The organism is Phaeovulum sp., assembly GCF_047638075.1.
GTDB lineage: Bacteria > Pseudomonadota > Alphaproteobacteria > Rhodobacterales > Rhodobacteraceae > UBA6197.
In genome coordinates, this window is record NZ_JBLJBV010000098.1 from 36,148 (window position 1) to 49,531 (window position 13,384).

12 protein-coding genes are annotated in these 13,384 nt (G+C 65.0%); all 12 read right to left on the minus strand.

From position 1 onward, the window contains the following. Positions 1-41: 41 nt before the first annotated feature. Positions 42-296 carry a DUF2484 family protein gene (locus ACM62R_RS14605; RefSeq protein WP_415184773.1) on the minus strand — a complete coding sequence of 85 codons (255 nt, stop codon included), beginning with the start codon at positions 294-296 and terminating at the stop codon, positions 42-44. Next, positions 293-1,741 (minus strand): UDP-N-acetylmuramate--L-alanine ligase, encoded by a 1,449-nt coding sequence (murC, locus tag ACM62R_RS14610; RefSeq protein ID WP_415184774.1) that lies wholly within the window; start codon positions 1,739-1,741, stop codon positions 293-295. Before murC ends, ACM62R_RS14605 begins: the two co-directional genes overlap by 4 nt. After that, complete coding sequence (locus ACM62R_RS14615) at positions 1,738-2,841, minus strand: UDP-N-acetylglucosamine--N-acetylmuramyl-(pentapeptide) pyrophosphoryl-undecaprenol N-acetylglucosamine transferase (RefSeq protein ID WP_415184775.1); 1,104 nt, start codon at positions 2,839-2,841, stop codon at positions 1,738-1,740. Before ACM62R_RS14615 ends, murC begins: the two co-directional genes overlap by 4 nt. Further along, positions 2,841-4,007, minus strand: coding sequence for a peptidoglycan glycosyltransferase FtsW (locus ACM62R_RS14620; RefSeq protein ID WP_415184776.1), 1,167 nt, complete (start codon positions 4,005-4,007; stop codon positions 2,841-2,843). Before ACM62R_RS14620 ends, ACM62R_RS14615 begins: the two co-directional genes overlap by 1 nt. Before the next feature lie 165 nt (positions 4,008-4,172). After that, on the minus strand, positions 4,173-5,573 hold the full coding sequence (murD, locus tag ACM62R_RS14625) for a UDP-N-acetylmuramoyl-L-alanine--D-glutamate ligase (protein WP_415184777.1): 1,401 nt from the start codon (positions 5,571-5,573) through the stop codon (positions 4,173-4,175). 186 nt (positions 5,574-5,759) lie between these two features. Beyond that, complete coding sequence (locus tag ACM62R_RS14630) at positions 5,760-6,449, minus strand: DUF2161 domain-containing phosphodiesterase (protein WP_415184778.1); 690 nt, start codon at positions 6,447-6,449, stop codon at positions 5,760-5,762. After that, complete coding sequence (gene mraY / locus ACM62R_RS14635; protein WP_415184779.1) at positions 6,449-7,531, minus strand: phospho-N-acetylmuramoyl-pentapeptide-transferase; 1,083 nt, start codon at positions 7,529-7,531, stop codon at positions 6,449-6,451. Before mraY ends, ACM62R_RS14630 begins: the two co-directional genes overlap by 1 nt. Beyond that, on the minus strand, positions 7,531-8,991 hold the full coding sequence (locus ACM62R_RS14640; RefSeq protein ID WP_415184780.1) for a UDP-N-acetylmuramoyl-tripeptide--D-alanyl-D-alanine ligase: 1,461 nt from the start codon (positions 8,989-8,991) through the stop codon (positions 7,531-7,533). Before ACM62R_RS14640 ends, mraY begins: the two co-directional genes overlap by 1 nt. Further along, positions 8,991-10,487 carry a UDP-N-acetylmuramoyl-L-alanyl-D-glutamate--2,6-diaminopimelate ligase gene (locus ACM62R_RS14645; protein WP_415184781.1) on the minus strand — a complete coding sequence of 499 codons (1,497 nt, stop codon included), beginning with the start codon at positions 10,485-10,487 and terminating at the stop codon, positions 8,991-8,993. The genes ACM62R_RS14640 and ACM62R_RS14645 overlap by 1 nt, the downstream gene beginning before the upstream one ends. A gap of 53 nt (positions 10,488-10,540) precedes the next feature. After that, positions 10,541-12,322: a peptidoglycan D,D-transpeptidase FtsI family protein gene (locus ACM62R_RS14650; RefSeq protein ID WP_415184782.1), complete on the minus strand. Its 1,782-nt coding sequence runs from the start codon at positions 12,320-12,322 to the stop codon at positions 10,541-10,543. Continuing rightward, positions 12,319-12,669, minus strand: coding sequence for a cell division protein FtsL (locus ACM62R_RS14655; RefSeq protein ID WP_415184783.1), 351 nt, complete (start codon positions 12,667-12,669; stop codon positions 12,319-12,321). The genes ACM62R_RS14650 and ACM62R_RS14655 overlap by 4 nt, the downstream gene beginning before the upstream one ends. After that, a partial coding sequence (gene rsmH, locus ACM62R_RS14660) for a 16S rRNA (cytosine(1402)-N(4))-methyltransferase RsmH (protein WP_415184784.1) occupies positions 12,669-13,384 on the minus strand: 716 nt, incomplete at its 5' end. The genes ACM62R_RS14655 and rsmH, both read right to left, overlap by 1 nt.

Consider the following 13,384-nt stretch of genomic DNA (forward strand, 5'->3'; position numbering starts at 1 on the left):
TGACTTTGGCAAGGCTTCGGGCAGGCCCCGGCTACAGACGCTTATTCGGCGGGTTCACCCCGGCCGCTGCGCAGTTTGCGGACCAGAAAAAATACCGGCCAGCGCAGCACGCTTACCCCTGCCAGCAGCACGATCAACCCGACCCATGGGCCGTTTTCCAGCGTGACCCAACCCAGCAGCGGCACCCCGCAGCCAATCAGCACCCAAGCCCCCGGCCAATGGAACCGGCCGGGCGCCACCGCAATGCCCGTGGCAACCACCGCCCAGATACAGGCAAGGGTTAGCGACAGGCTCATGCGCGCCCCCAATCTTGCAGCGCCGCTGGCAGGCCGTTGGCCCAGGTTGAAATGGTGCCCGCCCCAAGGCAGACCACGATATCACCGGGGCGCGCCTGTTCGCGCACAAGGCGCGCGAGGTCGCCCTCATCCAGAATGGCGCGGGCGTGGCGGTGGCCGTGGGCGATAAGCCCGGCGACCAGATCATCGCGCGAGGCGCCCTTGATCGGGTCTTCGCCAGCGGCATAAACCTCGGCAATGGCGACGACGTCGGCCTCATTGAAACAGGTGCAGAAATCATCGAACAGGGAATGAAGGCGGCTGTAACGGTGCGGTTGATGCACGGCAATCACGCGACCCTGCGGGCTGCCGGCGATAGCCTGACGGGCAGCGCGCAGCACGGCGGCAATCTCAACCGGGTGGTGGCCGTAATCGTCAATGAGGGTGACGCCGTTCACCTCGCCCACCTTGGTAAAGCGGCGGTTGACGCCCGCAAAGCTGGCAAGGGCGGCGCGAATTTCGTCTTTCTTCATACCCAGGTGGCGGGCAACGGCCACGGCGGCCAACGCGTTCGAGACGTTGTGATCGCCGGGCATCGGCAAGGTGCAGCCCTCGATCATTGAGGGGTTGCCGTTTTCATCCGGGCCTTCGCCTTGCAGGGCGATGTCGAAATGCGCGGACCCGGCGTCATAGGTCAGGTTCATTGCCCGCACATCGGCCTGGGCGTTAAAGCCAAAGGTGACAACCCGGCGGTCGGTCAGGCGGCCGACCAGCGCCTGCACCTCGGCATGGTCGGTGCAGCAGACGGCCAGACCGTAGAACGGAATGTTCGATACAAAGTCGTAAAAGCCTTTGCGCAGGGCGTCAAAGCTGCCCCAATGTTCCATATGTTCGGGGTCAATGTTGGTGACAATGGCAATGGTGGCGGGCAGACGGTTGAACGATCCGTCGGATTCGTCAGCCTCGACCACCATCCATTCGCCAGCGCCCGCGCGCGCGTTCGAGCCGTAGGCATGGATCACGCCGCCGTTGATGACGGTCGGGTCCAGCCCGCCCCTGTCCAGCAGCGTGGCGACCATGGTGGTGGTGGTGGTTTTGCCATGCGTTCCGCCGATCGCGATGTTCGAGCGCAGGCGCATCAGTTCGGCCAGCATCTCAGCGCGGCGCACGACCGGAAGGCCGCGCCGGCGGGCCTCTTCCAGCTCGGGGTTGCCCTTGCGGATCGCGGTTGAGACCACGACCACGGCCGCATCGCCCAGGTTTTCGGCGCGCTGGCCCTCAAACACGGTGGCGCCCAGATCCACCAGCCGGTCGGTGATTTTAGAGGCTTTCGCGTCAGACCCCTGCACGGTGAAGCCCTGGGTCATCAGCACTTCGGCAATGCCAGACATGCCAATACCGCCGATGCCGACAAAGTGGATCGGGCCCAGTTCGCCCGGAAGTTTCGTGGCGGCAGCAGCGCTCATTGCGTTTTGTCCTTCAGCAGATTTTCGACCAGCCCGACCAGCCGTTCCGTCGCATCCGGGATCCCGTACCCCAGCGCCGAGGTCGCCATCTGCCTTGCGGCGGCCGGATTGTCCAGAACCAGCGCGACCTGATCACGCAAGGTTTCAACCGTAAGCAGCTTTTCGGGGATCATGATCGCCCCCCCGGCATCGACCAGCCCGCGCGCGTTGGCGGTTTGATGATCGCCGGTGGCGGCGGCGTAGGGGATCAGCACCGAGGGGCGACCAATCACGGAAATGTCAGCGACCGAACTGGCGCCGGCGCGGGAAATGACCAGTTGCGCCTCTGAAAGGCGGCGCGGCACATCGTTGAAAAAGGGCATCACTTCGGCGTCAATCCCGGCCTCGGCATAGGCGGCGGTAACGCGGGCGGCGTCTTCGTCACGGGCCTGATGGGCGATGCGCAGGCTGGCGCGCAGGGGGGCGGGCAGGTTGGCGATAGCCGCGGGAACGATGTCCGACAGGACGCGCGCGCCCTGACTGCCGCCGATGACCAGCAGGCTCATCGGGTAGTCACCGGGGGGAATATAGGGGGCGGCGGCGCGGTCGCGCACAGCGGCGCGCACCGGGTTGCCGGTATGCTGGCCCACCACGTCCTGAGGCAGATCCGTGGGCCAGGTGCCGCAGGCAAAGGTGGTGACGCGGCGGGCAAAGGCGCGGTTGACCTTGCCCATCACGCCGTTTTGTTCGTGGATCATCCGCGGCACGCGCAGCACCAGCGCCGAGGCCAGCGCCGGGATCGTCGGATAACCGCCAAAGCCGACAACAACCGCAGGCCGGTCCCTCAGCCCGGACCAGACCGCCCCCATCACCCCGCCCGCAATCTTGAACGGCACTGCCAGCCGGGCCAGCACCCCGCCGCGCGCAAAGGTGGCCGAGGCCACCTGCACCACCTGCACCACATGCGGAAAGCCGCCCGCATAACGTGCGCCGCGCGCGTCAGTTGACAGTTTCACCCGCCAGCCGCGGCGCACCATCGCCTCGGCCAGGGCCTGCGCGGGGAACATATGCCCCCCGGTGCCACCCGCCGCGATCAGCAAAAGGGGTGCGCGCGTCGCCATCACCGCCCCCGTCGCGCCAGAATGTCAGATATTTGCCCCTGGGGCCGGGTCCGGGTCAGCGCCAACAGCATCCCCAGCGCAACCCCTGACGCAATCACCGACGAGCCGCCATAGCTGACGAAGGGCAGCGTCATGCCCTTGGCGGGCAGCAAACGCACCGCAACCCCCATGTTGATCAGCGCCTGAACGCCAAAGGCACAGGCAAGCCCGGTGCCCGCCAACCGGGTGAACGGATCGCGTTCGCGCATCAGCCGCACCAGCGAACGGACCACCACCACGGCGTAAAGCGCGATGATCGCCAGTACCAGAATGAGGCCGTATTCTTCGGCGGCGACGGCGATGATGAAGTCGGTATGCGCGTCCGGCAGCGACCATTTCACCGTGCCTTCGCCCACGCCGACGCCAAAGAAGCCGCCCTCTTGAATGGCGTTGGTGGCATAGCCGATCTGGGTGCGCGGGTCGATGTCGGCGCTAAGAAACCCGTCGATCCGGCGGGCGAAATGTTCAGACGCACCGTAGGCCAGAAAACCGCCCGCCGCCGTCAGCCCGGCCAGAACCGTCAACAAGACAATCGGCGCCCCGGCCACGAAATAGATCACCGCCCAGGAAAACAGCACCAGACTGGCCTGCCCGAAATCGGGTTGCAGCGCCAGCAACAGCACCACGATCAGCGCCACTACAAAGGAATAAAGCCGCCCCGGAGGCCCCGCCACCTCTTGGCTGGCTGCCATGAACCATGCGACCAACACCACGAAACCAGGTTTGAGAAACTCGGACGGTTGCACCGAGGCAAACCCGAAACTGAACCAGCGAATCGCACCCTTGCCAAAGTCTGTGCCGAAAACCGGCAGCAAACCCAGCGCGATGAAGGCACCCGCAAACCCCAACACGCCTAGGCGGCGCACCTGCACCGGGGTCATCATCGACACCAGCACCATTACCGTCAGTGCAACGCCGCCAAAAAACAACTGCCGCTGCACATAGTAAAACGGCGGCAAGCCGTTCTTTTCTGCCAAGGGAACCGAAGCCGCCAGCCCCAGCAATATGCCGATGCCAAACAGCATCAGAACGCTGGATAGCGCCCATTTGTCGATCGTCCGCCACCAGCGGGGAAGCACAGGTTCACCCGCCCTGATGGGCACGGTGCCAAACACCATTTCAGTCATTGGATACCGCCGTCGCTGCCTCAATCACGCCCGTTTGCCGGGTCTGAGGGGAAGTGTAGCGAAATTAATCGCATCACGCCAGCAGAAGATAACGCATTCACCCGCTTTGGCGGGGGGTTAGCGGCGCTTTGCAGGGGGCAGCGCCGCAGGCCGCGCGCCGCCCGTTCAGCCCAGCCGGGCCTGAACCAACCGGGTGAAATCGTCGCCGCGTTTTTCGAAATTGGGATATTGGTCGAACGAGGCGGCGGCGGGGGCCAGTAGAACGGTGTCGCCCGCTTTGGCCTCATCAGCGGCGCGGGCGACGGCAACCTCCATGGTTTCGCAGATCTCATGCGGGGTGTCGCCCAGTTCCAACGCGAAATCGCGAGCGGAATGGCCGATCAGATAGGCCTTGACCACCGACCCAAGAAACGGTTTCAACCCCGCGATTCCGCCGTCCTTGCCCAATCCCCCTGCAATCCAGCGGATTTTGGGGAAGGCTTGCAAAGCCTTGGCGGCACTGTCGACATTGGTGGCCTTGCTGTCGTTGACATAGCGCACGCCACCCGCTTCGGCGACGGTCTGGCTGCGGTGCGGCAAACCACCAAAGCTGTGAAACGCCGCCTCGATGTCGCGCGGCGAAAGGCCCAAGGTGCGGCAGGCGGCATAGGCGGCGCAGGCGTTCTGGTGATTATGCGCCCCCGGCAGGCCCGGCACTGCGCGCAGATCAATCGACGCCACCTGACGGCCCCGCCGCCATTCCGCCAAGAACCCCTTGCGCGCAAACACCGACCAGCCGTAATCGCCCAGCTTCTGACCCGAGGATATGCGGATCACGCGGTCATCCTCGCGCCCGGTGGAAAGCTGGTTGGCCAGATAAACGCCCTCGGGCTCGTCCACGCCAATCACCGCGCGGTCCGGCCCACCCTCGGCAAACAAGCGGCGCTTGGCGGCGAAATACCCGCCGATGCCGCCGTGCCGATCCAGATGGTCAGGCGAAAGATTGGTGAAAACCGCGACATCCGGGGTTAGCGCGCGGGCAAGGTCGGTCTGGTAAGACGACAGTTCCAGCACGACAACCTCACCTGCCTCAGCCGGAGGCAGGTCCAACACGCCGCGTCCGATATTGCCAGCCATCTGAACCGGACGGCCCACGGCCTGAAGGATGTGATGGATCAGCGCCGTGGTGGTGGATTTGCCGTTCGAGCCGGTGACCGCCACAACCTTCGGGATCAGATCGAAATGGTCCCAGTCTGGGGTGGCCCAACTGCGAAAGAACAGGCCGATATCATTGTCGACCGAAATCCCCTCGGCCATCGCGCGGGCGATGATCCGGTTCGGGGCGGGGTAAAGATGCGGGATGCCGGGGCTGACGATCAGCGCGGCCACCCCCTCAAAAGCACCAGCACGGGTCAGGTCGTACAGCACCAGCCCGGCGGTTTCAGCATGGGCGCGGGCCTCGGGACTGTCATCCCAGCAAAGCGGTTTGGCCCCGCCCGCCGCCAGCGCCGCCGCCGTGGCCAGACCAGAACGGCCAAGGCCCAGAACCGCGACCTTCTGCCCGTCATAGCCCTGCACTGCGATCATCACATGCCCCCACGTTGCAGGCGGGGGTTTCACACCCCCGCACCCCCGTGGAGTATTTGACCCAACGAAAAAGCGAAAGAGGCAATACCAGACGCATCTGCCGTGATCGCAACTTTTGTTTGGCAAAAATACTCCGGGGGTGAGGGGCGACGCCCCGAGGGGGCAGCGCCCCCTGCCCGGTTGATCCTAGGCCCCGTCGCCGCGCAGTTCCGCCAGCATCGCCGCCGCCTCGGTCAGGGCCGCGTGACCCTTCGGGGTCAGCGCATAGATCCCGCGGGCCGGGCGGTCGAACCAGCCATAATGATCGGCGCGCATCAAGGGGGCCGCGCGCGCAACGCCTGTTGCGCGGGCAAGGATTGCGGCCTGGGTCGGGCCGTGCACGCAAAGGTGGTGGGCGCAGCGCAGTGCATCCTGGCGGTAGGCGGTCATTCTGAACTGGCGCGTCATGCCGCCCTGATTGGGGTCACCGACTCGGCGGTCGAATTCGCGCAAGAGTCGGCCCGCCCGTTTTGTGTTTTGGCGCGGCGCATAGGGGGCGGGGTCAAGATGCGCCTCAACGTGTGGTTCAGCGCCGGTGCGCACCGCCAAAAGCCCCAGCCCAAGCCTGCGACACAGGCGGATGATATCGGCGTAGCGCAGTTTCCAGCCCTTCGCAGAGGACACCGGAACCGCCAGATAGACCGTATCGAACAGCGTCTGGCGGGCCACCCCCTGCATCACCAGCGCCAGCGAGAACGAGAGTTTCAGCTCGACCACCACTGGGGGTTCATCGCCGCGCCGGGCCAGCACGTCGCAATCGCCGATTTCGGCCTTGACCGTATAGCCCTGGCCTTCAAGATAGGCTTTGACGGGTGGGTAAAGGTCGGTTTCGCGCATCAGCGCAGCTTCAGTGTCGCCAGACCGATCAGCGCGAGGATCAGCGAGATGATCCAGAAGCGGATCACGATCTGCGGCTCGGACCAGCCCTTTTTCTCAAAATGATGATGAATCGGGGCCATCAGGAACACCCGTTTCCCGGTGCGTTTGAAGTAAAGCACCTGAATGATGACCGACAGCGCCTCGACCACGAACAGCCCGCCGACGATGGCCAGTACGATCTCGTGTTTGGTGCAGACCGCAATCGCGCCCAAGGCGCCGCCAAGGGCAAGGCTGCCGGTATCGCCCATGAATACGGCCGCCGGTGGCGCGTTATACCACAAAAACCCAAGCCCACCGCCGATCAGCGCGGCGGTGAACACGAATATCTCGCCAGTGCCCGGCACGAAATGAACGCCCAGATATTCGGTATAGTCGACGCGGCCAACGATGTAGGCGATCGCGCCCAGCGTGGCGGCGGCGATCATCACCGGCATGACTGCAAGCCCATCCAGCCCATCAGTCAGGTTGACCGCGTTTGCCGCGCCGACGATCACGATCATCGCGAAGGGCACGAACAAGACACCCAGGTTGATCAGCACATCCTTGAACACCGGCAATGCCAGTTGATTGGTCAGCGCCGCCGGGTGAACCCAGGCGGCCGCCGCTGCGGCCAGCGCGGCGATTACCAAGCCAAGACCAAAGCGCACCCGCGAGGAGACGCCCTTGGTATTTTGTTTGGCAACCTTGGCGTAGTCATCGGCAAAACCGATCAGGCCAAAACCAAAAGTCACGAACAGCACGATCCAGACATAGGCATTGTCAAGCCGCGCCCATAGCAGCGTCGAGGTCAGCAGCGCAGACAGGATCAGCAGCCCGCCCATGGTGGGGGTGCCGGCCTTCGCGAAATGGGTGGCCGGGCCATCATCGCGGATCGGTTGACCCTTGCCCTGACGGCGGCGCAGCATGTTGATCAACGGGCGGCCAAAGACAAAGCCAAAGATCAGCGCCGTAAAAAACGCGGCCCCTGCGCGGAAGGTAATGTAGCGAAACAGGTTGAACAGCCCGCTTGCGTCCGTCAGTTCGGTCAACCAATACAGCATTACTCTTTTCCCTTGGGGGCGGCGTGGGCCTCGGCGGCGCCGGATTGGCCGAGTTTTTTCAGCGCGTCAACCACAAGACTGACTTTCGAGCTTTTCGAGCCTTTCACCAGCAGCACATCACCCGCATCGGCCAGATGATGGACCCGCGCGGCAAGTTCGGGCGCGGTTTCGACCCATTCGCCGCGTTGGCGCGGGGGCAGGCTGTCCCATAGCGCGCGTATCCGTGGGCCGGCGCAATGCACAAGGTCGATGCTGGCTATCGCCGGGTGATCGGCAAGGGCGCGGTGAAGGGCGGTCTCGTCCGGGCCAAGCTCCAGCATGTCACCCAAGATTGCGATGCGGCGGCCGCGTTTGACCCGGCCGATACCGTCGCGGGGGTGGGCAGAGGCCAGCACATCCAGTGCCGCAGCCATTGAGGCGGGGTTGGCGTTGAACGCGTCGTCGTAAAGATCAAAGCTTTGCGCCTCGTCGACGATATCCATGAAGATCCGCTCGCGCGCGCCGCGGCCTGCGGGGGGGTGCCATTGGCCCATGTCACAGGCGGCAATGGCGGGGTCGGCGCCCACCGCCTCGGCCAGGGCCAGCACGCCAAGGGCGTTGGCAGCAAAGTGGCGCCCCGGTGTCAGCACCTTGAAAAGCAACGGGTTTCCGGCACGACTGGCCTGCACGATGGTGGTATCTTCAGCGATCTGAACCGAGATCAGACGGTAATCTGCATCCGGGGTGGGGCCAAAGCGCAGCACGCGGGCGGCGCGGGCCCGGGCCGCGCGTTCCAGTATTGCGGTGGTCGGCAGGCCCGTCGGGATGACCGCCACGCCGCCCGGTTCCAGCCCCACAAAGATCGCGGCTTTTTCATCGGCGATGGCATCAACGCTGGGAAATGCCTCCAGATGGGCGGCGGCGACGGTGGTGATCAGGGCGGCGTGGGGGCGGGTCATCCGCGCCAACGGGGCGATTTCGCCGGGGTGGTTCATGCCGATTTCAACCACCGCAAAATCAGCGTCGCGTGGCAGGCGGGCAAGGGTGATGGGCACGCCCCAGTGGTTGTTGAAGCTGGCCTCGGCAGCGTGGACGGTGCCTTGGGCGGCCAGCACCGCGCGCAGCATTTCCTTGGTCGAGGTTTTGCCGACAGAGCCGGTCACGGCAATCACTTTTGCACGCGCGCGTGCGCGCCCGGCACGGCCCAGATCTTCGAGGGCGGCCAGAACATCGGGGACGATCAGCAGCGGATCGGCCTCAGAGCAACCGTCGGGGATGCGGCTGACAAGGGCGGCCCCGGCCCCTTTCGCCAGCGCCTCGGCCACAAAATCATGGCCATCGCGCACGTCTTTCAGGGCCACGAACAGATCGCCGGGGCGCAGTGCGCGGGTGTCGATGCTGATGCCGGTGACACCGAAATCACGGGTGGCGCGGCCATGGGTGGCGGCGGCGGCATCAGAGGCGGTCCAAAGGATAGTCATCAAATTTTCCCGTCCAGCGCGGCAACAGCGACCGAGGCCTGTTCAACATCGTCAAAGGGGTAGACATCGGTGCCGATGATCTGCCCGGATTCGTGGCCCTTGCCCGCGACCAGCAGCGCATCGCCCGGCCCTAGCGCATCGACACCGCGCAAGATTGCCTCGGCGCGGTCCCCTACCTCTGTGATCTCTACCCCGCCTGCGGCAATCGCGCCGGCCATGACGGCGGCGCGAATGGCGGCTGGGTCTTCGGTGCGGGGGTTGTCGTCGGTGACAAAGACGATATCGGCATGGGTGGCGGCGGCGCGGCCCATCAGCGGGCGCTTGGTAGTGTCGCGGTCGCCGCCCGCGCCCAGCACCACAACCAGCCGTCCCATCACATGCGGGCGCAGCGCGGTCAGCGCGGTGATCACCGCATCGGGGGTATGGGCGTAGTCAACGAAGACGGCGGCCCCATTGTCGCGGGTGGCGGCAAGCTGCATCCGGCCGCGCACGGTGGTCAGTTTCGGCAGCGTGGCAAACACCGCCGCCGGGTCAGCGCCGGTGGCGATGGCAAGGGCTGCGGCGGTCAGCACATTGGCGGCCTGAAACCCGCCGATCAGATGCAGCCGCGCCATATGCGCCTGCCCCTGCCACGAAAACCGAAGGTCTTGCCCGGTGGCATCAAAGCGCTGGCCCAGAATCCGCATTTCGGCATTCGGGGTCTGGCCCACGCCAATGACGCGCTGACCACGGGCGCGGGCGATGGTGGCCACCTCGGGGCCGCGCGGATCGTCAAGGTTGATCACCGCTACCCCGTCTTCGGGCAGCACGCGGGCGAAAAGCCCGGCCTTGGCGGCGAAATACTCATCGAATGTGGCGTGGTAATCCAGATGGTCCTGAGTGAAATTGGTGAAAGCAGCGGCGCCAAGATGCACCCCGTCAAGCCGCCGCTGCGCCAGCCCGTGCGAAGACGCCTCCATCGCGGCATGGGTCACGCCGGCCAGGGCCATATCGGCCAAAAGCCGGTGCAGGGTGATCGGTTCGGGCGTGGTATGGGCGGATGGCGCGGCAAAGGCCCCCTCGACGCCGGTGGTGCCGATATTGGCGGCCTCAAGCCCCAAAAGCGCCCAGATCTGCCGGGCGAAGGTCGCGACAGAGGTTTTGCCGTTGGTGCCGGTCACCGCCACGACAACCGCGGGCTGGCGGCCAAACCAGAGGGCGGCGGCAAAGGCCAGCGCCTGACGCGGATCTTCGGCCAGCACAAGGGCGGTATCGGTGCTGGAAAGGGCATCGCGGGCGATCTCGGCACCGGCGCGGTCGGTCAGCACGGCGGTGGCCCCCATGCGCAGCGCGTAGCCGACAAACTCGGCCCCGTGCATCTTGACGCCGGGCAGTGCCGCAAAAAGGTGACCCGGTTTGACGGTGCGGCTGTCAACCGACAGGCCGGTTATCCGCGCATCGCGCCCTGCTTGCGCCGTCAGGCCCAATTCGGACAGGGATTTTACCATATCGCCCATATCTTGGCCCTTTTCGATTTCCCCCGCCGTTTATCGCGCAGCGGTGTCGGGCGTCAATTGCGCACGAGCGTCAGATTGCTGACCTCGGCGGGTTCCATCTCGGGGCGCAGACCCAGCAGGGGCGCGGTGCGGCGGATCACCTCGGCACCGACGGGCACAGCGGTCCAGCCCGCAGTGCGGCGCGGAATGGCGCCCGAGGTTTCGACCGGCTCATCAAGCGTCAGCACCATCACATATTTTGGCGCATCAACGGGAAACACGGCGGCGAAAGTGGCGATGACCTTGTCTTTGTAATAGCCGCCGGTGGGTTTGGACTTGTCTGCGGTGCCGGTCTTGCCGGCCACACGATACCCCGGCACCTCCCCAAAAGAGGCCGTGCCCTTTGTCACCACAAGGCGCATCATCTTCATCACCTCGGCAGCAGCAGCGGGGTCAATCACCTGCGGCCCCGGTTCGTGCACCTGCCCGTGCACCAGCGTCGGTGACACCTTGCGCCCCCCATTTGCAATTGTGGCATAGGCCGAGGCCAGATGCAGCGGGCTGACCGACAGCCCGTGCCCATAGCCGATAGTCATGGTCGAAATTTCGCTCCATTTTGCGGGCAAAAGCGGGCGTGCGGTGGGGGCCTCGACCAGTTCAACCGGGGTCGGTTCCAAAAGCCCCAGGGTTTTCAAAAAGGCACGCTGACGGTCCGCGCCGATCTGCTGCGCGATCCGGGCGGTGCCGATGTTCGACGATTTCGCGATGATATCGGTAACGGAAAGTTGGTCGCCGTAGTTGTGAAAATCGCGGATGCGAAAGCGGCCATAGGTCATCGGGCTTTTGGTGGCGATCATCGTGGAGGGGCTGACCAGCCCCAGCTCCAACGCCTGCGCAACGGCAAAAATCTTGAAGGTGGAGCCCAGTTCATAAACGCCCTGCACCGCGCGGTTGAACAGCGGGCTGTCAGAGGCGTCGCCTTTTGTCAGGGGGGCGGGCCGGTCGTTGGGGTCAAAATCCGGCAGGCTGGCCATAGCGACAATTTCGCCGGTGCCAACCTCCATCAAAATCGCGGTGGCGCCTTTGGCGTTCATCAGCCTCATGCCGCCCGCAAGCACCTCTTCGACGGCGGCCTGCACGGTCAGATCCAGCGACAACGTCAGCGGCACGCCGCCATTGGCAGGGTCGCGCAGCCATGTGTCAAACGCCTTTTCCACGCCCGCCACCCCGACCAGTTCCGCCGAGGACACACCCTCATTGTCAAACCGCGCGCCGCCAAGGATATGTGCCGCCAGATGGCCGTTGGGGTAAAGCCGCATTTCGCGTGGCCCGAACAAAAGCCCGGGGTCCCCGATATCATGCACAAGCTGCATCTGTTCGGGGCTGATTTTCTTTTTGATCCACAGGAATTTGCGGCTGCCGATCAGATCTGCCCGCAGGCGTTTGCCGTCAAGATCAGGAAAAATCTCTTGCAGTTCATCCGCGACGCGGACGGGGTCGACCATCATCTGCGGCTGCGCGTAAAGCGAATGGGTAACAAGGTTGGTAGCCAGCACCCGGCCTTCGCGGTCCAGAATATCGGCGCGCTGCGCCAGGATTGCGGGGCCAACGCCCGCCAGCTGCGGCTCTTGCGGCTCGGCTGCGGCCAGAACGCCCATCCGCACGCCGACGGTGGCGAAACAGGCCAGGAAGATTACCCCCAGCATCAACAGCCGCCCTTCGGCGCGCAGGCGGGTGCGGTCACGCGTGGCCTCGCCGCGCAGGCGGATATTTTCCCGTTCGATCGCGTCGGGGTTTTCGCCCTTTTCGCGGGCCGACAGGATACGGGCAAGCGGGCGAAGCGGGGTGCGGGTCATGGCTGCGTCTCCGGGATGGCGCCAATTGTATCGACCGGCTCCAGCAAAAGCGGCATCGGCGCGGGCGGGTAGGCCACCTGCGCCACCGCGCCGAACTGCGATGGTTGCAGCGGCAATAGCGCCAGGCGTTCAAAATTGAGGTTGGCCAGTTCACGCAGACGGTCGGGGCGGTTCAGGTAGGCCCATTCGGCCTTGAGCACGCTCAGCCCTTCGCGCAACGAGGCGATGTCACGTTGCAGCGTCTTCATTTCGCCCAGGGCCGATTGCGTGCGGTAGTTTTCGCGGTAGGCCCAGAACGCCAGCCCCATGACGGCGAGCGCGGTCGCAAGATAGATCAGGCTGCGCATCAGCGGTCTCCTTTCAGCACGGGGGCGGGCAGGCCCAGGGTGGCGCGGTCAGCGCGGGCTGCGGGGGCATCGGTGCGTTGCCCCACGCGCAACTTGGCCGAACGGGCGCGGGGGTTTTCGGCCAGCTCATCCGCATCCGGCGCAATGGCCTTGGTCAGCAGCGTAAAGGCGGGGGTCACGGTGGCGCGGGCGGGCGCATAGCGGCTGCCTTGCGCCTCGGTCCCCGAACGGGCCTGAAAAAACCGTTTCACAACACGGTCTTCCAACGAATGAAAGGTCACGACAGCCAGCCGCCCACCGGGGGCAAGCGCGCGTTCGGCCGCCTCAAGCCCGGCGATAAGCTGGCCGAATTCATCATTGACCCAGATCCGGACGGCCTGAAAGCTGCGCGTGGCGGGATGGCTTTGGCCCGGTTTGGGGCGCGGCAGGCAGCGTTCAACCACACGCACCAGTTGCAGCGTGGTTTCAAACGGGGCCACGCCGCGCGCTGCGACAATCGTGCGGGCAATACGGCGCGAGGCGCGTTCCTCGCCATAGTGATAGAGGATGTCGGCAATGGTGGTTTCATCGGCAGTGTTCAGCAGATCAGCGGCGGTGGGGCCACTGCCCCCCATCCGCATATCCAAAGGCCCATCGCGCAAAAACGAAAAGCCGCGTTCAGCCTGATCAAGCTGCATCGAGCTGACCCCAAGGTCCAGCACCACACCATCCAAGG

Coding starts and splice junctions, on each gene's coding strand:
- ACM62R_RS14620 (WP_415184776.1), bottom strand. CDS start 4,007: ATGACTGAAATGGTGTTTGGCACCGTGCCCATCAGGGCGGGTGAACCT.
- ACM62R_RS14640 (WP_415184780.1), bottom strand. CDS start 8,991: ATGACTATCCTTTGGACCGCCTCTGATGCCGCCGCCGCCACCCATGGC.
- ACM62R_RS14655 (WP_415184783.1), bottom strand. CDS start 12,669: ATGCGCAGCCTGATCTATCTTGCGACCGCGCTCGCCGTCATGGGGCTG.
- ACM62R_RS14615 (WP_415184775.1), bottom strand. CDS start 2,841: ATGGCGACGCGCGCACCCCTTTTGCTGATCGCGGCGGGTGGCACCGGG.
- murC (WP_415184774.1), bottom strand. CDS start 1,741: ATGAGCGCTGCTGCCGCCACGAAACTTCCGGGCGAACTGGGCCCGATC.
- ACM62R_RS14630 (WP_415184778.1), bottom strand. CDS start 6,449: ATGCGCGAAACCGACCTTTACCCACCCGTCAAAGCCTATCTTGAAGGC.
- ACM62R_RS14645 (WP_415184781.1), bottom strand. CDS start 10,487: ATGGGCGATATGGTAAAATCCCTGTCCGAATTGGGCCTGACGGCGCAA.
- murD (WP_415184777.1), bottom strand. CDS start 5,573: ATGATCGCAGTGCAGGGCTATGACGGGCAGAAGGTCGCGGTTCTGGGC.
- ACM62R_RS14605 (WP_415184773.1), bottom strand. CDS start 296: ATGAGCCTGTCGCTAACCCTTGCCTGTATCTGGGCGGTGGTTGCCACG.
- mraY (WP_415184779.1), bottom strand. CDS start 7,531: ATGCTGTATTGGTTGACCGAACTGACGGACGCAAGCGGGCTGTTCAAC.
- ACM62R_RS14650 (WP_415184782.1), bottom strand. CDS start 12,322: ATGACCCGCACCCCGCTTCGCCCGCTTGCCCGTATCCTGTCGGCCCGC.